Source organism: Actinomadura syzygii (assembly GCF_008085905.1).
In the GTDB taxonomy this organism is placed as follows: Bacteria; Actinomycetota; Actinomycetes; order Streptosporangiales; family Streptosporangiaceae; genus Spirillospora; species Spirillospora syzygii.
On the sequence record NZ_VSFF01000003.1, the window covers coordinates 409,011 to 430,660 of the forward strand.

21 protein-coding genes are annotated in these 21,650 nt (G+C 73.8%); 3 read left to right on the forward strand and 18 right to left on the reverse strand.

All coding sequences use genetic code 11. The features are described from left to right. Positions 1 to 35: 35 nt before the first annotated feature. Genes FXF65_RS09095 through FXF65_RS09105 form a run of 3 tightly spaced genes read right to left on the reverse strand, consistent with a single transcriptional unit; the run spans position 36 to position 3,773 of the window. Entirely contained in the window at positions 36 to 2,420 is a 2,385-nt protein-coding gene (locus FXF65_RS09095) for an ABC transporter permease (protein ID WP_148349260.1), read from the reverse strand. Further along, entirely contained in the window at positions 2,417 to 3,172 is a 756-nt protein-coding gene (locus FXF65_RS09100) for an ABC transporter ATP-binding protein (RefSeq protein WP_246198441.1), read from the reverse strand. Before FXF65_RS09100 ends, FXF65_RS09095 begins: the two co-directional genes overlap by 4 nt. Continuing rightward, positions 3,150 to 3,773: a TetR/AcrR family transcriptional regulator gene (locus FXF65_RS09105; RefSeq protein ID WP_148349261.1), complete on the reverse strand. Its 624-nt coding sequence runs from the start codon at positions 3,771 to 3,773 to the stop codon at positions 3,150 to 3,152. Before FXF65_RS09105 ends, FXF65_RS09100 begins: the two co-directional genes overlap by 23 nt. Positions 3,774 to 3,953: 180 nt before the next feature. On the opposite strand from FXF65_RS09105, the gene FXF65_RS09110 reads away from it, so the two are divergent. Further along, entirely contained in the window at positions 3,954 to 4,643 is a 690-nt protein-coding gene (locus FXF65_RS09110) for a class I SAM-dependent methyltransferase (RefSeq protein ID WP_222868448.1), read from the forward strand. An 85-nt stretch (positions 4,644 to 4,728) separates the two neighbouring features. On the opposite strand, the gene FXF65_RS09115 is transcribed toward FXF65_RS09110, so the two are convergent. The 3 genes from FXF65_RS09115 to FXF65_RS09125 all read right to left on the reverse strand — a co-directional run bounded on the left by FXF65_RS09115 (position 4,729) and on the right by FXF65_RS09125 (position 7,109). After that, positions 4,729 to 5,571 (reverse strand): ABC transporter permease, encoded by an 843-nt coding sequence (locus tag FXF65_RS09115; protein WP_148349262.1) that lies wholly within the window; start codon positions 5,569 to 5,571, stop codon positions 4,729 to 4,731. Continuing rightward, complete coding sequence (locus FXF65_RS09120) at positions 5,568 to 6,560, reverse strand: ABC transporter ATP-binding protein (RefSeq protein WP_148349263.1); 993 nt, start codon at positions 6,558 to 6,560, stop codon at positions 5,568 to 5,570. Before FXF65_RS09120 ends, FXF65_RS09115 begins: the two co-directional genes overlap by 4 nt. Positions 6,561 to 6,749: 189 nt before the next feature. Continuing rightward, entirely contained in the window at positions 6,750 to 7,109 is a 360-nt protein-coding gene (locus FXF65_RS09125; protein WP_148349264.1) for a hypothetical protein, read from the reverse strand. A 249-nt stretch (positions 7,110 to 7,358) separates the two neighbouring features. Between FXF65_RS09125 and FXF65_RS09130 the strand changes: the two genes are divergently transcribed. Continuing rightward, positions 7,359 to 8,258, forward strand: a complete 900-nt coding sequence (locus FXF65_RS09130) for an oxygenase MpaB family protein (protein ID WP_148349265.1) — start codon at positions 7,359 to 7,361, stop codon at positions 8,256 to 8,258. Here FXF65_RS09130 and FXF65_RS09135 read toward each other — a convergent pair. The 6 genes from FXF65_RS09135 to FXF65_RS09160 all read right to left on the reverse strand — a co-directional run bounded on the left by FXF65_RS09135 (position 8,240) and on the right by FXF65_RS09160 (position 14,876). Continuing rightward, positions 8,240 to 11,032: a DEAD/DEAH box helicase gene (locus FXF65_RS09135; protein ID WP_148349266.1), complete on the reverse strand. Its 2,793-nt coding sequence runs from the start codon at positions 11,030 to 11,032 to the stop codon at positions 8,240 to 8,242. The two genes, FXF65_RS09130 and FXF65_RS09135, sit on opposite strands and share 19 nt — an antisense overlap. A 132-nt stretch (positions 11,033 to 11,164) precedes the next feature. Next, positions 11,165 to 12,025, reverse strand: a complete 861-nt coding sequence (tatC, locus tag FXF65_RS09140; RefSeq protein WP_148349267.1) for a twin-arginine translocase subunit TatC — start codon at positions 12,023 to 12,025, stop codon at positions 11,165 to 11,167. Between the two features lie 62 nt (positions 12,026 to 12,087). Further along, a complete protein-coding gene (tatA, locus tag FXF65_RS09145; protein WP_148349268.1) occupies positions 12,088 to 12,453 on the reverse strand; it encodes a Sec-independent protein translocase subunit TatA in 366 nt (121 codons plus the stop codon). Positions 12,454 to 12,478: 25 nt separating this feature from the next. After that, on the reverse strand, positions 12,479 to 12,700 hold the full coding sequence (locus FXF65_RS09150) for a hypothetical protein (protein ID WP_148349269.1): 222 nt from the start codon (positions 12,698 to 12,700) through the stop codon (positions 12,479 to 12,481). A 116-nt stretch (positions 12,701 to 12,816) separates the two neighbouring features. Continuing rightward, positions 12,817 to 13,851, reverse strand: a complete 1,035-nt coding sequence (locus tag FXF65_RS09155) for a helix-turn-helix transcriptional regulator (RefSeq protein ID WP_148349270.1) — start codon at positions 13,849 to 13,851, stop codon at positions 12,817 to 12,819. Continuing rightward, positions 13,848 to 14,876, reverse strand: coding sequence for a helix-turn-helix transcriptional regulator (locus FXF65_RS09160; RefSeq protein ID WP_148349271.1), 1,029 nt, complete (start codon positions 14,874 to 14,876; stop codon positions 13,848 to 13,850). The genes FXF65_RS09155 and FXF65_RS09160 overlap by 4 nt, the downstream gene beginning before the upstream one ends. Before the next feature lie 113 nt (positions 14,877 to 14,989). Between FXF65_RS09160 and FXF65_RS09165 the strand changes: the two genes are divergently transcribed. Next, complete coding sequence (locus FXF65_RS09165; protein WP_148349272.1) at positions 14,990 to 16,102, forward strand: DUF3866 family protein; 1,113 nt, start codon at positions 14,990 to 14,992, stop codon at positions 16,100 to 16,102. Between the two features lie 30 nt (positions 16,103 to 16,132). Here the strand turns inward: FXF65_RS09165 and FXF65_RS09170 are convergent, their stop codons facing one another. From FXF65_RS09170 to prcB, 6 genes are all read right to left on the reverse strand, one after another. Next, positions 16,133 to 16,633 (reverse strand): DUF3291 domain-containing protein, encoded by a 501-nt coding sequence (locus tag FXF65_RS09170; RefSeq protein WP_148349273.1) that lies wholly within the window; start codon positions 16,631 to 16,633, stop codon positions 16,133 to 16,135. A gap of 32 nt (positions 16,634 to 16,665) precedes the next feature. Continuing rightward, on the reverse strand, positions 16,666 to 17,340 hold the full coding sequence (locus tag FXF65_RS09175) for a helix-turn-helix transcriptional regulator (protein WP_148349274.1): 675 nt from the start codon (positions 17,338 to 17,340) through the stop codon (positions 16,666 to 16,668). Between the two features lie 93 nt (positions 17,341 to 17,433). After that, positions 17,434 to 18,369, reverse strand: a complete 936-nt coding sequence (locus FXF65_RS09180; RefSeq protein WP_148349275.1) for an FKBP-type peptidyl-prolyl cis-trans isomerase — start codon at positions 18,367 to 18,369, stop codon at positions 17,434 to 17,436. Between the two features lie 121 nt (positions 18,370 to 18,490). Continuing rightward, positions 18,491 to 19,849, reverse strand: a complete 1,359-nt coding sequence (pafA, locus tag FXF65_RS09185; RefSeq protein ID WP_021593623.1) for a Pup--protein ligase — start codon at positions 19,847 to 19,849, stop codon at positions 18,491 to 18,493. Between the two features lie 163 nt (positions 19,850 to 20,012). Continuing rightward, positions 20,013 to 20,777 (reverse strand): proteasome subunit alpha, encoded by a 765-nt coding sequence (prcA, locus tag FXF65_RS09190; protein ID WP_148349492.1) that lies wholly within the window; start codon positions 20,775 to 20,777, stop codon positions 20,013 to 20,015. A 21-nt stretch (positions 20,778 to 20,798) separates the two neighbouring features. Beyond that, complete coding sequence (gene prcB, locus FXF65_RS09195; protein ID WP_148349276.1) at positions 20,799 to 21,644, reverse strand: proteasome subunit beta; 846 nt, start codon at positions 21,642 to 21,644, stop codon at positions 20,799 to 20,801. Between the last annotated feature and the right edge of the window lie 6 nt (positions 21,645 to 21,650).

The following is a 21,650-nucleotide window of genomic DNA, read 5'->3' on the forward strand; positions in this document are numbered from 1 at the left end:
GGACGCGGTCGCCCCGCGTCCGCCCGCCAAGCGGTTCAGGCGGACCGTTCGCGGACGAGGGCGCCGAGGTCGGCGCGGGCGAGTCCGCGCAGGCCGGGGCGCTGTGCCAGCCACGCGACGGCGAGCACGGCGAGCGCGGACCAGGCGAACGTCGCGGGCCGGACCTCGGTGTGGAACGCCATCAGGTCGCTGTCGAACGCGCCGAGGAACGCGCCCGCGGCGAGCCGTCCGAGGACCAGTCCGGGGACGGTCCCGGCGGCCACGACGAGGAGGTTCTCGGCGGTGACGAGCCGGGCGAGCCGCCGCCGCCCGACGCCGGACGCGCGCAGCGCGGCGAGTTCGGTGCCGCGTTCGGCGAGGTTGACCGACAGGGTGGCGAACAGGACGGTGAAGGCCAGCAGCCCGCCGAACCCGAGCATGACCGCGACGAACACGTAGAACAGGTCCATGTAGTCGTCCATGGTCTTCTTCAGCGCCTGCGCGTCGGTGTAGGCGACGACGCCGGGCAGGGACGACAGGGACCGTCCGACGGCGGCGCGGTCCGCGCCGGGGTCGAACCGGACGAGGACGTCGCCGGGCCGTGCGGCGGGGTCCCAGGCGGCGACCTGGTCGAGGGTGGCGTAGGCGTAGGTGCCGAGGGGCTCGTCGACGAACCCGGCGACGGTGGTGGTGACGGACCGTCCGCCGGGGAGGCGCAGGGCGACGGGGTCTCCGGCGCGCAGGCCGAGCCGGTCGCGCAGGGCCGCGCCGAGCAGGGCGCCGCGGTCGGGCAGCGCGCGTTCGCCGCCGCCGGGCGTGAGGAACCGGTGCATGCGGGTGCGGGCGGGCAGGCCGACGACGGCGGTGGAGTAGGACGCTCCCCCGGCGGTGATCGTGACGGGCAGCCGGGCGGACGGCTCGGCGGCGCGCACCCCGGCCGCGTCCGACACCGCGCGGAGCGCCGCGCCGTCGCCGGGACGGGCGAGGGTCAGCTCGGCGTCCTGCCGCTGCACCCGGTCGAACTGCCGGGACACGGTGGCCTGCGACGAGTCGAGCATCCCCCAGGACACGAGGATCAGCACGAGCGCGAGGATCACGCCGGTCATGGTGTAGAGGGTGCGGCGGAGCTGGCGGGTGGGGCCGCGCAGGACGAGCCACGTCCCGGCGGGGAGCCGTCCGGCGGCGGGCACCGCGCGGCCCAGCCGGGCACCGCCGAGTCGAGCCAGGAGTCCGCCGCCCCGGGCGGCGGGGACCGTCCCGCGCATCGCCTCGGCGGGTGGGACGCGGGCGGCGGCGACGGCGGGCGCGAGTGCCGCGAGACCGCCCGCGACCAGGCCGAACGCGAGCCCGGCGAGGACGGTCGTCGCGCGGACGGACACGGTCGTCTCGGGCAGCCCGATCGCGTCCCCGTACAGGCGGGTGACGGTCCCGGCGAGCGGCGGCCCGGCGGCGGCGCCGAGCGCCGACCCGGCGAGCCCGGTCGCGAGTCCGGTGGCGAGGTAGTGCGCGACGACGGTGCGGCGGCGGAACCCGCTGGCGCGCAGGGTCCCGATGACGACGCGGTCGCGGGCGACGCGGCGGGTCAGCACGACGTAGACGGCGACCCCGGCGGCGGCGAGGAACAGCAGCGGGAACACGACGGCGAGCTGGGAGAAGCCCTTGATGTCCTGGGAGAGGGCGGCGTTGCTCGGCTGGTCGGCGCGGGTCTCGCCGCTCGCGGCGCCGTGCGCGCGGGCGGCGCCGGTGAGGGCGGCGTCCAGGCGCGCGGCGTGGTCGCGTCCGGCGGCGGTGTAGTAGACGTTCACCTCGTTGGGCGCCCGCGTTCCGGCGAGTTGCCGGGCGAGCGGCTCCGGGACGAACAGGACGCCGAACGAGCCGGGCGCGGGCAGCGCGTCCTGGCGGCTGGACGCGGGCCACAGGTACTCGGGCGACGACGCGGTGCCGCGCACGGTGACGACCCGCCAGGCGCGGCCGTCCCAGACCGAGACCGCCGAGCCGGGACGCAGGTGGGCGTGGTCGGCGATGTGCTTCTCGGCGAGGACGCCCGCCGGGGCGGCGGCGGTCGGGTAGCCGCCGCGCAGGACCTTCACCCGGTTCACGGCGGGCTGCGTCCCGGCGGGGAGGCCGACGACGCGGCCGACGAGGGTGTCGCCGTCCGGCATGCGCAGCGGGACGTCGGCGACGGTGCGGGCGGTGGCGGCGGCGACGCCGGGCCGCGTCCGCGCGTCGGCGGCGATCGCGGCGGCGTCGCCGCCGCGCAGCGTCAGGTCCGCGAACCGGTACCGGGCGAACGTCGCCTGGTAGCCCTGGTCGAGGTTCCTGTAGGCGTCGTAGGACGCGCCGAAAAGCGCGACGCCGAGCATGACCAAGGCGACCGCCGCGACGAGCTGCGCGGGACGTCGCCGCAGGTCGCGGCGCAGTTTCATGTTGAGGACGCTCACCAGGCCACCTCGTCGGCGGAGGCGGGCGCGGTGTTCTCGGCGACCTCGACGACGCGCCCGGACCGCATCCGGACGACGCGGTGCGCGACGGCCGCGATCGCCGCGTTGTGGGTGACGACGAGGACGGTCCGGCCGCGGGCGTTGAGGTCCTGAAGGACGCGCAGGACGCCGCGTCCGGTCTCCAGGTCAAGCGCGCCGGTCGGCTCGTCGCACAGGAGGAGCTCGGGGTCCTTGGCGATGGCGCGGGCGATCGCGACGCGCTGCTGCTCGCCGCCGGACAGCTGCGCCGGGAAGTGCCCGCCGCGCTCGGCGAGCCCGACCGCGGCGAGCGCGGCGGCGGACCGCTCCCGGTCGCCGCGCCCGGTCAGTTCGGCGACGAGCCGGACGTTCTCCAGCGCGGTCAGCGTCGGGACGAGGTTGAAGAACTGGAACACGAACCCGACGGCGTCGCGGCGGTAGGCGGTGCGGGCGTCCTCGTCCAGGCCGGTGAGGTCGCGGCCGCAGGACACCACCTCCCCGGACGTGGCGGGCTCGATCCCGCCGATCAGGTTGAGCAGCGTCGTCTTGCCCGACCCGGACGGGCCGAGCAGCACGGCGAACTCGCCGCGCCGGACTTCCAGGTCGGCGTCGCGCAGCGCGTGCACCGCGGCGTGCCCGGAGCCGTAGGTCTTGGCGGCGCCGCGCAGCAGCACCGCGGCGTCCCCTACATCAACCGTGTCGGGGGCGCGGTCACGGCCGTGGCGGATCATCATCGTCGTCTCCTCGATCCTGCGGGGCGGTGGTGGGACGGAGCAGGCCGAGCAGCCCGTCCGCGGCTCCGGCGGCGTCGGTGCCGCCGTCGAGCAGGACGTGCAGGAGCAGGCCGTCCATGAGCGCGGCGAGCAGGACGGCGAGGCCCGCGGGGTCGGCGTCGGCGCGCAGCAGCCCGGCGTCCCGGTTCTCGGTGAGGCGGGCGGCGAGCAGCTCGCGGAACATCCGGATCTGCTGGGCGGAGTCGGCGCGCAGCTCGGGGTCGCGGAGGCCGTGCAGGAGCGCCTCCGCCATGACGCGCTGCCCGGCGGTGCCGGTCCCCCGGTCGACGAGGGCGCGGATCGCGGCGGAGACGCCGTCGAGCGCGTCCTCCGCCTGGAGGATCGCCGTGACCGGGCCCTCCAGCTCCATCTCGACCGCGTGGGTCACGGCGGCGCGGCGCAGGGCGTCCACGGAGCCGAAGTAGTAGTGCACGAGCGCGTTGTTGGCGCGCGCCCGCTCGGCCACGGCCCGGGACGTGACCGCGGACCACCCGCCCTCGGCCATCACCGCGACGGCCGCCTCCAGCAGCCGGACCCGGGTGGGCACCTCCTCGCCCGCCATCCCGCTCCCCTCTCCCGTTCTTGGTCGAATGCTTTAAGCATCTGCTTAAACTGTAGCGCGGGATCATTGCACGATGCAACGTTCGACGGTGTCGGCGACGCGGGGGGCCTTGACGGGCGGGGACGTCCCGTCCGACGATGCGCTTGATCATGAACGCGCGGGACGGGGAGGGCGGGGCCGGTGGCGGGCACGGGACGGAACCGGGACGGCGCCGCCGGAAGCGGACCCGGCGCGATCACGCCGGACGGGTCGGCCGTCGAGTTCTACGCGGCCATGGCGCCGGACGAGGCGAGCGCGGCGCTGGTGCACGCCGCCGTCCCGGCGGGCACGCCGGTCCTGGAGCTCGGCGCGGGCGCGGGCCGGGTCACCCGCGCGCTGCTCGCCCTCGGCCACCCGGTGACGGCGGTGGACGACTCGGCGGAGATGCTCGCTCACATCGAGGGCGCGCGGACCGTCCGCTCCACGATCCAGGACCTAGAGCTCGGCGAGCGGTTCGGCTGCGTGCTGCTGATGTCGTACCTGGTCAACTACGGCGACCGGGCGGCGCTGCTGGACGCCTGCCGCCGGCACGCCGCGCCCGGCGGCCTCGTCCTGCTCCAGCGGGAGACGCGCCCCTGGCTCGGCCCGGACGCGCCGCGCGCGTGGTCGCACGACGGCGTCGACTTCGAGGTGGTGCGGGCCGAGCCCGCCGGGCCGGACGCCGCCGCCGTCACGATCGGGTACCGGACGGGCGGGCGGCGCTGGACGCACGCGTTCACGTCCCGGCGGCTGGGCGACGACGAACTGCCCGCCGTGCTGGCCGCGTCCGGGCTGCGCCTCGACCGGTTCCTGGACGGCGACCGCGCGTGGGTCGCCGCCCGTCCCGCCTGACCGCCCGCCTGACCGGCCCGGACGCGAAAGCGCCCGCCCGCGCGCCGGAGCGCGGGGGCGGGCGCGTCACGCGCGGCGGACGTCGTCAGGCGTCGCGGCGCTTGAGCAGGTACGCGGCGGCGGCGAGGAGCGCGGCCGTCCAGAGGGCGAACACGCCGTACCCCTGCCAGGGGGTGAGCAGGTCGCTGTCCCCCTGGTGGGCCTTGGCGATCAGGACGCCCGCCTCGGACGGCAGGTAGGCGTGCACGTGGTCGCCGATGCTGCCGGGCAGCAGCGCGGTGAGCGGCGCGAGCACGAGCACGAACCCGATCACGCCGGTGATGCCGCCCGCCGGGTGCCGCACGATGGCGCCGACGGCCAGCGCGAACAGCCCGAGCATCGCGAGGTACAGGCCGCCGCCGACGACGGCGCGCAGCACGCCGTCGTCGCCGAGCGAGACGTGCACCTTGTCGCCCATGATCGCCACGCCGATGAAGTAGGACGCGAACGACACGGCGATGCCGATGACCAGCACGATGATCGCGAACACCAGGGCCTTGGCCCACAGCATCGGCAGCCGCCGCGGCACGGCGAGCAGGCTGGCGCGGATCATGCCGGTGGAGTACTCGGAGGCGATCACCAGGACGCCGAGCACGCAGACCGTGAGCTGGCTGAGGAAGAACCCGCTGCCGAGGATGAAGCTGACGGGGTCGGCGGCGACCTGGGCGCGGTCGCCGGCGTCCATGTCCTTCCAGGTCCCGGCGGTCAGCCCGACGAACAGGGCGGTGAACCCGATGCTGAGGACGACGAGCAGGATCAGCGACCACAGCGTCGACCGGACGGTGCGGATCTTCGTCCACTCGGCGGCCATCAGCCGGGTGAAGCCGGGCCGCTGGTGGGCGGCGGGCCCGCCCGCGGACCGGGCGGCGGGCCGCGTGGCGGCGGTCATCGGTTCTCCCCCTCTGCGGCGGGACCCGCGGGCGGCGCGGCCACCGGCACGGCGGCCCCTGGCGGCGCTCCGGGCAAGGCGGGCGCGTCGCCCGCGCCGTACTCGACGCTCTCGCGGGTCAGTTCCATGAACGCGGCCTCCAGCGAGCCGCGCTTCGGGGTCAGCTCGTGCAGCACGACCCCCTCGGCGGCGGCGAGTTCCCCGACCCGCGGCGCCTCCATGTGGGTGACGGTGAGCAGCCCGTCCGGGGACGGGGCGACCTTCGCGCCCTCGGCGGTGAGGACGCCGGTGAGCCGGTCGGCCTCGGGGCTGCGGACGATCACCATCTTCTCGGTGCTGCGCTCGATGAACTCCTCGGTGGAGCAGTCGGCGATCAGCCGCCCGCGGCCGATGACGATGAGGTGCTCGGCGGTGACGGCCATCTCGTTCATGAGGTGGCTGGAGACGAACACGGTCCGCCCCTCGCGGGCGAGGTGCTGCATCAGGGTGCGGATCCAGACGATGCCCTCGGGGTCGAGGCCGTTGACGGGCTCGTCCAGGATCAGCACGTCCGGGTCGCCGAGGAGCGCGGCGGCGATGCCGAGGCGCTGCCCCATGCCGAGCGAGAAGCCGCCCGCGCGCCTGCGCGCGACGCCGGTGAGCCCGACGAGTTCGATGACCTCGTCGACGCGCTTGCGGCCGATGCCCTGCGTCTGCGCGAGGGCCAGCAGGTGGTTGTAGGCGCTGCGGCCGGTGTGCACGGCGCGCGCCTCCAGCAGCGCCCCCACGACCCGCAGCGGCGCGGGAAGGTCGGTGTAGTGGACGCCGGCGATCCGGGCGTCGCCGCGGTTCGGCCGGTCGAGGCCGAGGAGCAGCCGCATCGTGGTGGACTTCCCGGCGCCGTTCGGGCCGAGGAACCCCGTCACCCGGCCGGGCTGGACCGTGAAGGTCAGGTCGTCGACGGCGGTCTTGTCGCCGTAGCGCTTGGTGAGGTTCTCCGCCTCGATCATGCACACATCCTGCGGTTTCGTGGTAAGCCGTGATCGTGATCACACTAGTGCCCGGTCGGGGATGCCCGGATCCTCCGCGAAGCGGATATGCCTCCGACCTCGGTAGGGGGCCGGGCCGTTCCGACAGGGGCCTAAAGTGCCGGAAGGGGCCCCGCCCGCAAGCGCGGCGAGACCCCTCCCGGGCGGTCGTCAGGCGGCGACGCCGTCGGCGGCGTTGACGTCCTTGTGGAACCGCTTGTGCACGTACACCTTCTCCCCCAGCGTCTCGCACCGCCACCACAGGCCGCTCGGCGGGCCGATGCGGGTGCCGCGCGGGAGCTCCCGCAGGACCTCGTTGACGGGGGTCATCTTCATCCGCCCGGACCGGCACACGAGGATGCGCCGGTCGGTCACGACGACGACGCGGTAGGCGTTGGAGAAGATGATGATCCAGATGGACAGCAGCGCGAAGTACTGGCTGGTCGTCTGGGCGCCGAACACCGCCTGGATGTTCTCGCCCGGCTGCAGGACGTGGGCCGCGTTGGCGCGCATCTTGTCGCGGATGGCCACGGTCGGGACCTTTCTCGTGTGAGACGTGGGCGGCCGGGGTCTCTCCTCACCCGGCCCGGGGGGCGCCGCTCGTGCACCGTGCTTCCCACGGCCCTGATCGGTTTAGGGCCTCCCGATTGTGGCACCTCAGCGCACTGTTCATGACGTTTTCCCCACCATCGGCGCATTTCCGATCACGGACGCTTATTGACCATCTGTCAATAAAGGGGGAGGATGTCCGGGCAGGACCCCGACCGGCCGGGAGGCGCCATGCCCGCCACGCACGAGACCCCGGCGCGGCCCGCCGGTGGTCTCGCCGACCGTCTCGCCGAGCGGGACGTGCTGCGCGCGCTGGCCGCCGAGCCGCTCGTCGGCCTCGGCGCGGGACGGGCCCTGCTGATGCAGCTCGCGCACCCGGCCGTCGCGCGCGGCGTCGCCGAGCACAGCGACTTCGCCGACCGTCCGCTGGCCCGCCTGTTCGGCACGCTCGACTTCCTGCTCGTCGTGACGTTCGGGACGCCGGAGCAGGTCGCGCGGATCGCCGCGAAGGTCCGCGGCGTGCACACCGCCGTCCGCGGCGACGGCTACTCCGGCGGCGACCCGGACCTGCAGATGTGGGTGAACGCGACCCTCATCGACACCGCCCTGCACATGTACGAGCGGGTGATGCCGCCGCGCGGCGACGACCGCGCCCTGTCCGCGGAGTACTACCGGCAGGCCCGGGTCGTCGCCGAGGTCCTCGGCTGCCCCCTCGACGCGCAGCCGCCCGACCTCGCCGCGTTCCGCGCCTACATGGCCGAGACGCTCGCCGCGCTGGAGGTCACCGGCACGGCCCGCGAGGTCGCGACGGCCGTGCTGTGGCCGCGCGGGCTCCGCGTCCTGTTCCCCGCCCTCGCCGTGTTCCGGCTGGTCACGGCCGCCCTGCTCCCTGATGAGCTGCGCGCCCAGTACGGGCTGCCGTGGGACGAGCGGCGGCAGCGGACCGCGGCCGCGCTGCTCCGGACGGCGGGCGCCATGCACCGGGTGACGCCGCGACCGCTGCGCCGCCCGCCCGAGTTCGTCCTGGTCAGGCTGGCGACGCACCGGGTGGACCGGACCCTGTCGTCCCGCCGCGCCCGCGCCCGCCGCGCCCGCGCCGGGGTGCGGGCGGGTCAGGCGACGGACGAGTAGGCCACGACGCCGCGGCGCATCGCGTCCATGGCGCGGCGCGCGGTCTTGCGGATGTGGCCGTTGCGCGGCGCGGCGTCGGCGACCTGGCCGAGCAGGTCGAGGAGCTGCTTCACCGCGCGGACGAAGTCGCCCGCCGTGAGGTCGCTCTCCAGCAGGACCTCGTCGAGGTCGTCGCCGCGCGCCCACCGGTAGGCCGTCCACGCGAACCCGAGGTCGGGCTCGCGCAGGAACGACACCCGGTTGTCGCGCTCGACGCCCTCCAGTTCGCCCCACAGCCGCACCATCGCGGCGAGGGCGTCCTGCGCGGGCCCGGCCGGGGTGCGGGGCGGGGTCGCGTCGTCGGGCTGCCGCGACTCGTAGACCAGCGCGGACACGCACGCGGCCAGCTCGGCGTGGCCGAGCTTGTCCCACAGCCCCTCGCGCAGGCTCTCCGCGGTGAGGAGGTCCAGCTCGTTGTAGATGCGGCCGAGGCGGCGGCCCTCCTCGGTGACGGACCCGCCCGCGAGGTAGCCGAGCTGCTCCAGGACGCCGCACACCCGGTCGAAGGTGCGGGCGATGACCTGCGAGCGGCCTTCGACGCGGCGGCGGAGCTGCTCGGTCTCGCGGTCGAGGCGGTGGTACCGCTCGGCCCAGCGGGCGTGCTCCTCGCGCTTGTCGCAGCCGTGCACGGGGTGGCGGCGCAGCTCGGCGCGCAGCTCGGCGATCTCGGCGTCGTCGGGGGCGGCGGAGTCGCCGCGGGACCGCTTGCGCGCCTGGACGTCGTCGGGGACCTTGTTGCGCAGCGTCGCGGCGAGGTCGCGGCGGTCCTGCGGGTTGCGGGGGCTGAACGACTTCGGGATGCGGATCCGCTCGACCGGCTCCACGGCGCGCGGGAAGTCCTGGATCGACAGGCGCTGCACCGACCGGTTCACGGTGAGGACGAGCGGCGCGGGCCCGTCCGAGCGGCGCCCGAGCCCCGGGTCGAGGACGACGGCGAGCCCGGACCGCCGCCCGGACGGCACGACCACCACGTCCCCCGGCCGCAGGTGCTCCAGCGACCGCGCCGCCTCGGCGCGGCGCGCGCCCGCCCGCTCCCGGGACAGGTCGGCCTCCCGGTCCGACAGCCGCCGCCGCATCGCCGCGTACTCCATGAAGTCGCCGAGATGGCACTCGGCGGCCTTGGCGTACCCGTCGAGCGCCTCCTCGTTCTTGTGCACCTGCCGGGCTAGGCCGACGACGGCGCGGTCGGCCTGGAACTGCGCGAACGACTCCTCCAGCAGCGTCCGGGCCCGTTCGGCGCCGACCGCGCCGACCAGGTTCACGGCCATGTTGTACGACGGCCGGAAGCTGGAGTTCAGCGGGTAGGTGCGGGCCCCGGCGAGCCCGGCGACGGACGCGGGCTCCACGTTCGGCCCCCACACCACGACGGCGTGCCCCTCCACGTCGATGCCGCGCCGCCCGGCGCGCCCGGTGAGCTGCGTGTACTCGCCGGGGGTGAGGTCGACGTGGGCCTCGCCGTTCCACTTGTCGAGCTTCTCGATCACGACGGTGCGGGCCGGCATGTTGATGCCGAGCGCGAGCGTCTCCGTCGCGAACACCGCCTTGATCATCCCGCGGGTGAACAGCTCCTCGACGATCTCCTTGAACGTCGGCAGCATCCCGGCGTGGTGGGCGGCGACGCCGCGCTCCAGCGCGCCGAGGAAGTCGGCGTAGCCGAGGACGCGCAGGTCGTCCGGGGAGATGTCGGCGGTGCGCAGGTCGGCGTGCGCGCGGATCTCCTCGGCCTCCTCCTTGGACGTCAGCCGGATCCCGGCGTGCAGGCACTGCAGGACGGCCGCGTCGCACCCGGCCCGGGAGAAGATGAACGTGATCGCCGGGAGCAGCCCGGCGCGGTCGAGGCGCTCGATCACGTCCGGCCGGGCGGGCGGCCGGAACCGCTGCGGGCGGGGCGCGCGGCGCCGCCCGGTGCGCCGGCCCTGGTTGACCTTGGCGCGCCGGACCTCGTCCACCGCCATCCGGGTGAGCTGCGGGTTCAGCCGGGCCTGCCGGTCCTTGCCCTTGCCGGTGTCGACGAACAGGTCGTACAGGCGGCCGCCGACCAGCATGTGCTGGAACAGCGGGACGGGACGGTGCTCGTCCACGATCACCGCGGTCTCGCCGCGCACCTCCTGCAGCCACTCCCCGAACTCCTCGGCGTTGCTGACCGTCGCGGACAGCGCGACGATCCGCACCGAGTCGGGGACGTGGATGATCACCTCTTCCCAGACGGCGCCGCGGAACCGGTCGGCGAGGTAGTGGACCTCGTCCATCACGACGAACGCGAGCCCGGCGAGGGCCTGCGACCCCGCGTACAGCATGTTGCGGAGCACCTCGGTCGTCATGACGACGATCGGCGCCTCGCCGTTGACGCTGTTGTCGCCGGTGAGGAGCCCGACCTTGTCGGCGCCGTAGCGGCGGACGAGGTCGGCGTACTTCTGGTTCGACAGCGCCTTGATCGGCGTGGTGTAGAAGCACTTGCCGCCGCCGGTGAGGGCGAGGTGGACGGCGAACTCCCCCACCACCGTCTTGCCGGACCCGGTCGGCGCGGCGACGAGGACGCCGCTGCCGTCCTCCAGCGCCTGGCACGCCTCGATCTGGAACGCGTCCAGCTCGAAGTCGTACAGGGTGCGGAAGTCCAGCAGGGCGGGGCCGTTACCGGCGGTGCGCGCGCGGTAGGCGGCGTACCGCTGGGCCGGCGTCTGCCCGGCCGATCCGGTGTCGGCGCCTGCGCCGGTGTCGGTGTCGGGGGTGGTCATGTCTTCGAGCCTACGGTTTCGACCGGCCCGATTCCCAATCCGGCGGCGATCCCCCGCCGGGTCCCGGCCGGGACGGCTCCCGGCGGGACCGGATCGGCGGGACGGGACGGGTCGGCGGGGCGGGGCGGCGGGTCAGCGGGCGCGGTCGCCCTTCTCCAGTTCGGCGTCCATGGCGTCCAGGTCGAGCGGGGACGCCTCGTCGTCCGACAGCCCCTCGTAGGGGTCGGGCCGGCGGGCCTTGCGCCGGTCGTGGAAGAACGCGATCAGCTCGGCGATCTCGAACAGCACGATCGTGGGGAGCGCGAGCGCCAGCATGGTGAACGGGTCCTGGCTCGGCGTGGCGACCGCCGCGAACACGAACACCCCGAAGATCAGGAGGCGCCGCGACTTGCGGAGCCGCTGGTGGCTCAGCACGCCCATCATGTTCAGCATGATGACGAACAGCGGGAGCTCGAACGTCAGCCCGAAGATGAACAGCATCGCCTGCGCGTAGCCGAGGTACTCCTGGATGCCGACCAGGACGGGCGTGTCGCCCGGCGCGAGCCCGATGAAGATCTTCAGGCCCTTGTCCATCGTCAGGTAGGCGAGGGCGCCGCCGAGCACGAACAGCGGCACGGCCGCCGCCATGAACGTGTACGTCCAGCGGCGCTCGCGCCGGTACAGGCCCGGCGCGACGAACGCCCAGAGCTGGTAGAGCCAGATCGGCGACGACAGGATCGCCCCGAAGATCAGCGCGACCTTCAGGTGGATGAAGAAACCGTCGAAGATCCCGTGCACGACCAGGCTGCAGTTGCCGCCCAGGCAGTGCTTCGGCGGGATCCGCGTGTAGGGCTCCGTAATGAAGTCCCAGATCGGGGGGAAGAGGATCCACCCGACGATCGCGCCGAGCGCCAGCCCGAGGATCGCCTTGATCAACCGGTTCCGCAGCTCACGGAGGTGTTCCATGAGGGACATGCGGCCGTCGGGGACGGCTTCGCGGCTGCTCAGCTTCATCGTGGACATTCAGGCTAGGGGGCGGGGGATGGTGGCCGGCCGGAACCGGTTCGCGGCCGCGGTCAGCCCTTGCGGACCTTGGACGGGTCCGACACCGGAACGCCCTGGATCGGCTCGCCGGAGCCGATCGCGCCGCGCGGGCGCTGCGCGCCGTCGGCGGCCTCGCGCTCCAGCCGGGCGGCCTCCTCGCGCAGGCGGGCGGCCTTCTCGCGCGCGTCCTCCGCGCCCTGACCGGCGTCCTGACCCTGTGCCTCGGTCTGCGCCTTCGCGGTGGAGCTCTCATTGTCGTGGAGGCCCTGGGTCTCGGCCTTCAGAATCCGTGCCGACTTGCCCAAGGACCGCGCGAGCTGCGGAAGCTTCGCCGACCCGAACAGGAGCAAGACGACCGCCAGGATGATCAGAATCTCGGTCGTGCCAAGTCCAGCCATGACAATCCTTCTCAGCAGGGGTCCATCAGGACGATCGTACGCCGTCCCCGGGCCGTTGTGACGCACGCGTTCGTTCGAGCCGGGACAGTTCACTGCGCAGCGTCGAGTGTTTCGGTTCGAGCCGCCGCCTGGTGCGCTCCAGTTCACGGCCGAAACGCCGCACGCCGAGCCACACCTTGAACGCGCAGAAGGCGAGCACGGCGAGACCGGCGAATCCCAGACACACCGACACCGCGACCCACGCCATCCCGCCACGGTAGCCGATTCGATCAACCCCCGTCTGTGCGGACCGTGCCGGAACCTGCGCACGGCGCGCCGGGTTCAGGCGACGCCGCCGTCCCGCCCCGTCTTCGGGCGCCGGGCTCAGCCCATCCCGTACAGGGCCAGCGCGCGGGCCGCGTCGTCGCGGATCCCGGCCGCGAGGTGGTCCGGAGCGACGACGCGCCCCTGGTCGCCGAGCCGCATCGCGAGGCCCCGCACCCACCGGGTGTCCGGCGTCCGCAGCACGACGCGGAGCCGCCCCTCCCCGAGCTCCTCCACCGACTCGCACGGGTAGTAGTCGGCGACCCACCGGCCGCGCGCCGTCAGCTCCAGCGTGACGGCCTCGTCCTGCGGCGACGGGCGGAACAGGCCCGCGTCCACGTCGATCGGCTCGGCGTCGTCGGGGACCTCGGCGGCGACGTCCAGCACGGCGAGGTCGGCGATCCGGTCCAGCTTGAACAGCCGGACCGCCTCCGCCCGGCGGCACCACCCCTCCAGGTACGTGGTGCCCTCCACGACCAGCAGCCGCATCGGGTCGACGTCACGCTCGGTGTTCTCGTCCCGCGCGGGCACGTAGTACGTCAGGTGGACGCGGCGGCCCGCCGCGATCGCCTCCCGCAGCAGCTCCACGGCCGTGCGGTCCGGGTCCGGGGACCGGCCCCACACGTCCACCTCCACCGACACCTGGCTGGACACCGCCGCCGCTGCCGCGCCCGCCGCGCCCTCCAGCTTCGCGATGACGCGGCTGAGCGCGTCGCGGTCGTCCAGGCCAGGGATCCCGGCGAGCATCCGCAGCGCCACCAGCAGCGCGGACGCCTCGTCCACCTTCAGCCGCAGCGGCCGCGCGATCGACTCCGCCTCCGCCACCGTGATCTCCCCGCCCTCGTAGGACAGGTCGATCGGGCAGTACGGGTCGGGGGCGCGCAGCTCCACGCACCACAGCAGGTTCAGGTCGTCGATCAGCTGCTTCTCGGTCACGCCGAACGCGGCGGCGGCCTCGCCGAGCGCCACCGAGTCGCGGTTCACCACGTACGGGACGAGCGCGAGCAGCCGCCCGAGCCGGTCCGTCGACGTCGTCGCCGCCTTCGCCGCGGCCGTCTTGCCCGTGGCGCGCGTGCCGCCGGCCTTCGCCGTCATCGGGGGCCCACCGTCCCGCCGGCCTCGGCCGCCGGGCGCCCGGCGCACGCCAGCACCGACTTCAGGTGCTGGATCACCGCCTCCCGCAGGTCCGGCGGATCGAGCACCACGACGTCGGCGGCGAACCGCGCCAGGTACGGCGCGAACCGCTCGGCGTCGCGGAACGTCAGGACCGCCTCGTCCCACGCCCCGCCGTCCCCGTCATGCCCGTCCCCATCGGCCGGGCGGACGTCGCGGGCCCAGCGGCGCGGGCCCTGCGCCGCGCCGCGCCGCAGCCGCACCGTCGCCGGGCGCGGCTCGCTCGGCGGGTCGCCCCAGTCGAACGCGATGCGCCGCACGTCCACCCCGTCCGGGACGGTCACCGACCCGGCGGGGCCGTCCGCCCGCACGTCCCCGACGATCCGGCTCAGCCGGAACACCCGCTGCTCGTCGCGGTCGCGGTCGAACCCGACCACGTACCAGCGGCCCCGGCGGCTCACCACGCCCCACGGCTCCAGGTGCCGCCGCGCCACCGACGTCCGCCCGATGCCCTGGTAGTCGAACGCGACGGGACGGCCGTCCCGCACCGCCTCCCACAGCGCCGGGAACGACGGGTCCTGGGTGTTGACGCGCGGCTCGATCCCGACCGCGGTCGGCGCGTCGGTCTCCACCCCGGCCGCGCGCAGCTTCAGCAGCGCGCCCGACGCCGCCTCCGCCATGCTCGCCCGCTGCCACACCCGCGCCGCGAGGCCGAGCACGGCCGCCTCGTCCGGCGACAGGTGGATGTCGGGCAGCTCGTACGCCTGCGGCGGGATCCGGTAGCCGATCTCCTCGCCGCCGCCGCCCTGCTGGTCGCTGCCGACCTCCAGCGGGACGCCGAGCTCGCGGAGCTCCTCCTTGTCCCGCTCGAACATCCGCTTGAACGCCTCGTCGGAGTCGGGGTAGCCGGGCACCGCCCGGCGGATCTGCTCGGCCGTCAGATAACGCCGGGTGGCGAGCAGGCAGACCACCAGGTTGAGCAGACGCTCGGTCTTGCGCCGCGACACTTCGCCATCACCTCTTCGCTCCGTCGGCCCCCGGACCGCCGCCCCGTCCCGGCCGTCCCGCGCGGACTCGAACACGCCCGCGACCGCCGCTCAGGACGCTACCGTTTCCCGGTGTGATCCGATGGCGCAAAGGCACAGTCGAGGGCATCCGACGCGAATGGCCCGGGGCGGTCGAGCTGGACGTCTCGATCGGGGACGACTCGATCGAGGGCGTCCCGACCGAGGACGGCGGCACCTGCCGCGCCCTCGCCTATCCCGCCCTGGTGGGACGGCCCGAGCCGGGGGACGCCGTCCTGCTCAACACTACGGCCTTGGCGATGGGCCTCGGCACCGGCGGCTACGCCATGGTCGTCGCGGTCCCCGACCGGCTGCCGCCCGACCCGTCCGGCCCCGGGCACCTCGTCAAGGCCCGCTACACGCCGCTGCAGGCGACCGTCCTCGGCGCCGACGAGCAGGACTCCCCCCACCACGACGTCCTCCGCGACGCCGACTCCCTCGACGGCATGCCCGTCGTCGTCGCCGACCTGCACTCCGCGCTCCCGCCGATCCTCGCCGCGCTGCTCGCCGACCGGCCGTCCGCGCGGGTCGTGTACGTCATGCCGGACGGCGGAGCGCTCCCCGCGTGGTTCTCCATGTCCATCGCCCGGCTCAAGGACGCGGGCGCCCTCGCCGCCACCGTCACCGTCGGGCAGGCGTTCGGCGGCGACCTGGAGGCCGTCACCGTCCACACCGGGCTGCTCGCGGCGCGGCTCGTCCTCGGCGCGGACGCCGTCGTCCTCGCCCAGGGCCCCGGCAACCTCGGCACCGGCACCAAGTGGGGCTTCTCGGGCGTGTCGGCGGGCGAGGCCGTGAACGCCGCGGCCGTGCTCGGCGGACGCCCCGTCGGGTCCCTCCGGGTCAGCGAGGGCGACCTGCGCGAACGCCACCTCGGCGTCTCCCACCACTCCGTCACCGCCTACGGGCGCGTCGCCCTCGCCGCCGCGGACGTCCCCGTCCCCGAACTCGGCGGCGAGTTCGGCGCCCGCGTCGCCGCCGGGGCCGCGCCGCTCGGCGAGCGGCACCGGCTCGTCCCCGTCGCCGTCGACGGCCTCCACGAGACCCTCCGCGCCGCGGAGAAGGAGTGGGGCGTCCGGCTGTCCACCATGGGGCGCCGCCTCGACGAGGACCTCGCCTACTTCCTCACCGCCGCCGCCGCGGGCCGCCACACCGCCGCCCTGCTCGCCTAGGCGCCCTGCTCGCCTAGGCGCCGTGCTCGGCTAGGCGCGCTGGACGGCGGCCGCTTCGACCGCTTCGGCCTCCTCGGCGGTGAAGGCGGAGTTGAACGTGAACGCGCGGGGCGTCGGGCCCTCCGCGCGGAGCAGGGCGAGGCGCTCCAGGGCCTCGTCCACCGTCGGGACGTGCCCGGCCGGGATCCACCACAGGACGAGGTGCGCCTCGGCGTGCCGCCGGAACCACTCGCGGCGCCGCCGCATCGTCTCCAGGTGCGCGCTGCGGTAGACGAAGTCCCACACCGCCTCCGCCGACTCCCACACCGAGAAGTTGACCACCACGTCCGCGCCCGCGGGACGCATCCCGGTCGCGTCCGGCTGCCCCTCCTCGACCAGCCGCCACACGAAGCCGGGCGCGGCGTCGGCGAGCGCGTTCACGGGGTCGAGCAGCGCGACGAAGTCCGCCATGCGCGCGTCGTCCAGGGGGTGGATGAGGGTGGCGACGTTGAACTGGGCCAGATGCCGTCCGGGGGCGATCTCATCGGTCATGGGATCAGCTCACCACGCCGCCTTCTTCTATGTCAATCTTCATTGTTTTTAGATTCGAGGGCGGTGCCGGACGGCGCCGCGGCGACGCAGCACCAGCCGGGCCGCGGGTCCATCCGCACCCGCACCGCCGAACCCTCCACCAGGCCCTCCAGCAGCGCCAGGTTCATCCCGCACACCAGCGGCGGGAACATCTCCGCCACCGCGTGGAACGGGCAGTTCCGCATCCGCAGGACGCCCTCGCCGTCGTCCACGGCAGGTTCGTAACCGCGAGCCTTCAGGAGCGCCGCCAGATCGTCGAGATCTCCGCATGATTCCGCCGGACCGCGCAGCGCCCTGCCCTGGCGCCGTGCCGCGTCCTGCACCTCCCGGTCCAGGCCCGCCGCCTCCGCCGCCTCCGCCAGCAGGCCCGCCGCCGTCCGGTAGTCCCGCGCCGGGACCGACACGGCGCGCTCCCCCGCCGCCCGCCGGTACACCTTGGCCGGACGCCCCGCACCCGGCCCCGACCGTCCCGACAACCGGCGGCTGCCCGCCTCCAGCAGGCCCGCCTCCACCAGCCGGTCCAGATGGAACGCCGCCAGCGTCCGCGTCACGCCCGCCGCCTCCGCGGCCTCGCCCCGCCCCACCTCGGCGTCCCGCGCCGCCACGAACTCGTACAGCCGCCGCCGCACCGGATCCTGCAGCAGCGCCACCGCCTCGATGTCCTCCACCCCGCCATTCTAAGAACAACGAGGACCGGAATTAGAGACGGGCGGTCAGCGCGCGCCGGAGTCGGTGCGCGCCAGGGGTCAGTGCGCCAGGGGTCAGTGCGCGCCGAGGAGGTCGACGACGAAGACCAGCGTGTCCGTGCCCTTGATGCCGGACTGCGCCAGCCCCTTCGGCCCGTACCCGAGCGACGGCGGCACCACCAGCAGCACCCGGCTCCCGACCCGCTGCCCGACGAGGCCCTGGTCCCAGCCCCTGATCACCTGACCGGTGCCGATCACCACGCCGTAGGGATGCCCCGCCGACCAGGACGAGTCGAACGCCCGCCCGTCCCGCCAGAAGAACCCGCCGTACTGCAACGCCAGCAACTGCCCCTTCCGGACGGGCGGGCCGTCGCCCCGCGTCAGCGTCCGAACCTGCAGCCGCTTCGGCGGCGCCGCGTGCGGCACCGTCACCGAAGGCGCCCTGCCCGCCGGGGCGTCCCCGACCTTCGGCAGCCCCGGCTCGTCCAAGGGCGCCTCACGCCTCCCGTGCGGGCCCGACGTCCGCGCGTACACCGCCCGCACGTCCAGGACGTACACGAGCGTGTCACCCGCCCCCACCTGGTGCTTCGGGTCGCCCTTCTCCCCGAAACCGTCCCGCGGCGGAATCCGCGCCACCACCCGCGACCCCGGCCGCGCCCCGTCCAGCGCCCGCGTCAACCCCGGCACCAACTGACCCGTCGGGAACGCACCCGGCTGACCCTGCGCGTAACTGCTCGCCAGCAGCTTCCGGCCGTCCCCACCCCACCGGTAACCGACATAGTCGGCCACCACCAGGTCGCCCTTGCGCGCCGCCGCCCCCTCACCCCGACGAAGGGTCTTCACCGCCAACGAACCCGACGGCCCGCCCTTCGGGAACCGCACCTCCGGCAGCTTCCCGAAATCACCGCGCACCGTCACGTCCACGCCGTCCCCGCCCGAACACGCCACGGACGACACCGACACCGCCACCAGCACCGCCACCAGCGGCGACAACCGCGAACGACGGCTCACACGGCGGCGCACACGACGACGCAACGGGGACCTCCGGGGGTGGCTCAGCGCTCCTGGCCGCTCACCCTACCGCCCAGGTGACCCGCCGGTAGCCCCCGCCGCGCGTGTCGCCGGGCGCCCCTCACATCCCCGCGATCAGCTTGTCGACCCGCTCGTCCACCGAACGGAACGGGTCCTTGCACAGCACCGTCCGCTGCGCCTGATCGTTCAACTTCAGATGCACCCAGTCGACCGTGAAATCACGGCGCTTCTCCTGCGCCTTCCGAATGAACTCGCCCCGCAACCGCGCCCGCGTCGTCTGCGGCGGAACCGACTTCGCCTCGAAGATGTCCAGATCCCGCGACACCCGATCGACCGAACCCCGCTTCTCCAACAGGTAGTACAACCCGCGGTCACGATGCACGTCGTGATACGTCAGATCGAGCTGCGCCACCCGCGGCGACGACAACGGCAGATCGTACTTCCGCCGGTACCGCTCGATCAGCTTGTACTTCGTCACCCAGTCGATCTCACGCGACACCAGGTCGAGATCGCCCGTCTCCACCGCGCGGAGCGTCCGCTCCCACAGCTCCAGCACCCGCTTCGCCGTCGCGTCCCCGCCGCGCGCGTCCACGAAGTCGCGCGCCTTCCCGAAGTACTCCTTCTGGATCTCCAGCGAACTCGCCTCCCGGCCGTTCGCCAAACGCACCTTCCGCCGGCCCGTCATGTCATGGCTCACCTCGCGGATCGCCCGGATCGGGTTCTCCAGCGTCAGATCGCGCATCACCACCCCGGCCTCGATCATCCGCAGCACCAGGTCCGTCGCGCCGACCTTCAGCAGCATCGTCGTCTCGCTCATGTTCGAGTCGCCGACGATCACGTGCAGCCGCCGGAACCGCTCCGCGTCCGCGTGCGGCTCGTCCCGCGTGTTGATGATCGGACGCGACCGCGTCGTCGCCGACGACACGCCCTCCCAGATGTGCTCCGCCCGCTGCGACACGCAGTACACCGCGCCCCGCGGCGTCTGCAGCACCTTCCCCGCACCGCAGATGATCTGCCGCGTCACCAGGTACGGGATCAGCACGTCCGCCAGCCGCCCGAACTCCCCGTGCCGCCCCACCAGATAGTTCTCATGACAACCGTACGAGTTGCCCGCCGAGTCGGTGTTGTTCTTGAACAGGTAGATGTCGCCCGCGATCCCCTCCTCGCGGAGCCGCCGCTCGGCATCGACCAGCAGCCCCTCCAGGATCCGCTCCCCCGCCTTGTCATGCGTCACCAGATCCACGACGCTGTCGCACTCCGGCGTCGCGTACTCCGGGTGGCTCCCCACGTCCAGGTAGAGCCGCGCCCCGTTGCGCAGGAACACATTGCTGCTACGGCCCCACGACACCACCCGCCGGAACAGATAGCGCGCCACCTCGTCCGGTGACAACCGCCGCTGACCGCGGAAGGTACAGGTGACGCCGTACTCGTTCTCAAGCCCGAAGATGCGCCTGTCCACACCCCGACCCTATGCGGCCCGGACCCCACTTGGCAGTCTCTCCACCCGACCACTTCCCACGAACCGGACAACCCCCGCACACGCCGCAGGCCCGCCGCCCCGGGGCCTCCGACCGGCCACCCCGCAGCGACGGGCCAATACCCGCACGTCTTCCTAGCTACGACTAGTCGTCGTCCGCGGTCGACGCGTCCTCGGACTCCGCGGCTTTGCCACCGCCGGACGCAGCGCCGGACGCGGCACCGCCGTCCGCCGCCGACAGCAGCTCACCGATCCGCGCCGCCGTCAACCGCTTGAACAACCGGTGCTCACGATTGCGGTCCAGAACCGCGACCTCCAGCGACTTCGCCTCCAGCCGCCGCTCCGCGTCCTGCGCCTCCAGCGCCCGCACCGCCGTCTGCAACGCCGCCGCCAGCGCCGAACCCTCCCGGTAGCCGTCCTTCAACGACTGCGCCACCGCCTCGGCCTGCCCGCCCATCGCCACGTAACCGTGCTCGTCCGACACCGACCCGTCGAACGTCAACCGGTAGATCTGGTCCGTCTCCGCGTCGTCGCCCACCTCCGCGACGACCAACTCCACCTCGTACGGCTTCGCCGTCTCCGTGAAGATCGTCCCCAGCGACTGCGCGTACACGTTCGCCAGCCCCCGCGCCGTCACATCACGACGGTCGTACTGGTAACCGTTGATGTCCGCGTACCGGACGCCCCCCAACCGCAGGTTCTCGAACTCGTTGTACTTCCCCACCGCCGCGAACGCGATCCGGTCGTAGATCTCACTGATCTTGTGCAGCGCCCGGGACGGATTCTCCGCCACGAACAAGATCCCGTCGTCGTACTGCAGCACGACCACGCTGCGGCCACGCGCGATCCCCTTGCGCGCATAGTCCGCCTTGTCCTTCATCTGCTGTTCGGGCGACACGTAGAACGGCATGGACACCGATCTGGATCCCTTCTAACGCAGCGGGGCGGTCGGACCGCCCGGCGACTCGTAACGACCATCGACGACGGCCCGCGCCAACGCGCCCACCTCGTCCTCGCCCAGCCGGCGGTACCCGTCCGACGTCACCGCCGCCACCACCGGGAAGATCCCGCGCGTCAGGTCGGGCCCGCCCGTCGCCGAATCGTCGTCGGCCGCGTCGTACAACGACTGCACGCACACCAGAGCCGCGTCCTCAGCCGACAGGTCCGCCCGGTACAGCTTCTTCAACGCACCCCGCGCGAACACCGAACCCGAACCCACCGAGTAGAAGTCCCGCTCCTCGTACCGGCCGCCCGCCGGATCGTAGGAGAAGATACGGCCCTCGTCGCGCTCCTCGTCGTACCCCGCGAACAGCGGCACCACCGCCAGCCCCTGCATCGCCATGCCCAGGTTCTGCCGCACCATCGTCGCCAGCCGGTTCGCCTTGCCCTCCACCGACAGCGTCCGGCCCTCGCGCTTCTCGTAGTGCTCCAGCTCCACCTGGAACAACCGGACCATCTCGATCCCGATGCCCGCCGTCCCCGCGATCGCGATCGCCGAGAACTCGTCCGCCCGGAATACCTTCTCGATGTCACGCTGCGCGATCATGTTGCCCGCCGTCGCCCGCCGGTCCCCCGCCATCACCACCCCGCCGGGGAAGTTCACGGCGACGATCGTCGTCCCGTGCGGGATCTCGTCCCCCGCCCGCGACGCCGGCGGCGTCCGCCTGCCGGGCAGCGACTCCGGAGAATACGCCCCCAGGAACTCCGTGAACGACGACGTGTCCGGGTTCGCGAACAACCCCGGCAGACGTCCGGTGTGCGAATCGTGGGACGCCACGCGACT

What these genes read in the sequence shown, in the direction of transcription:
- FXF65_RS09100 (WP_246198441.1), bottom strand. Translation starts at nt 3,172, where the DNA reads ATGATGATCCGCCACGGCCGTGACCGCGCCCCCGACACGGTTGATGTA.
- FXF65_RS09105 (WP_148349261.1), bottom strand. Translation starts at nt 3,773, where the DNA reads ATGGCGGGCGAGGAGGTGCCCACCCGGGTCCGGCTGCTGGAGGCGGCC.
- FXF65_RS09115 (WP_148349262.1), bottom strand. Translation starts at nt 5,571, where the DNA reads ATGACCGCCGCCACGCGGCCCGCCGCCCGGTCCGCGGGCGGGCCCGCC.
- FXF65_RS09120 (WP_148349263.1), bottom strand. Translation starts at nt 6,560, where the DNA reads ATGATCGAGGCGGAGAACCTCACCAAGCGCTACGGCGACAAGACCGCC.
- FXF65_RS09130 (WP_148349265.1), top strand. Translation starts at nt 7,359, where the DNA reads ATGCCCGCCACGCACGAGACCCCGGCGCGGCCCGCCGGTGGTCTCGCC.
- FXF65_RS09135 (WP_148349266.1), bottom strand. Translation starts at nt 11,032, where the DNA reads ATGACCACCCCCGACACCGACACCGGCGCAGGCGCCGACACCGGATCG.
- tatC (WP_148349267.1), bottom strand. Translation starts at nt 12,025, where the DNA reads ATGAAGCTGAGCAGCCGCGAAGCCGTCCCCGACGGCCGCATGTCCCTC.
- tatA (WP_148349268.1), bottom strand. Translation starts at nt 12,453, where the DNA reads ATGGCTGGACTTGGCACGACCGAGATTCTGATCATCCTGGCGGTCGTC.
- FXF65_RS09150 (WP_148349269.1), bottom strand. Translation starts at nt 12,700, where the DNA reads ATGGCGTGGGTCGCGGTGTCGGTGTGTCTGGGATTCGCCGGTCTCGCC.
- FXF65_RS09155 (WP_148349270.1), bottom strand. Translation starts at nt 13,851, where the DNA reads ATGACGGCGAAGGCCGGCGGCACGCGCGCCACGGGCAAGACGGCCGCG.
- FXF65_RS09170 (WP_148349273.1), bottom strand. Translation starts at nt 16,633, where the DNA reads ATGACCGATGAGATCGCCCCCGGACGGCATCTGGCCCAGTTCAACGTC.
- prcA (WP_148349492.1), bottom strand. Translation starts at nt 20,777, where the DNA reads ATGCCGTTCTACGTGTCGCCCGAACAGCAGATGAAGGACAAGGCGGAC.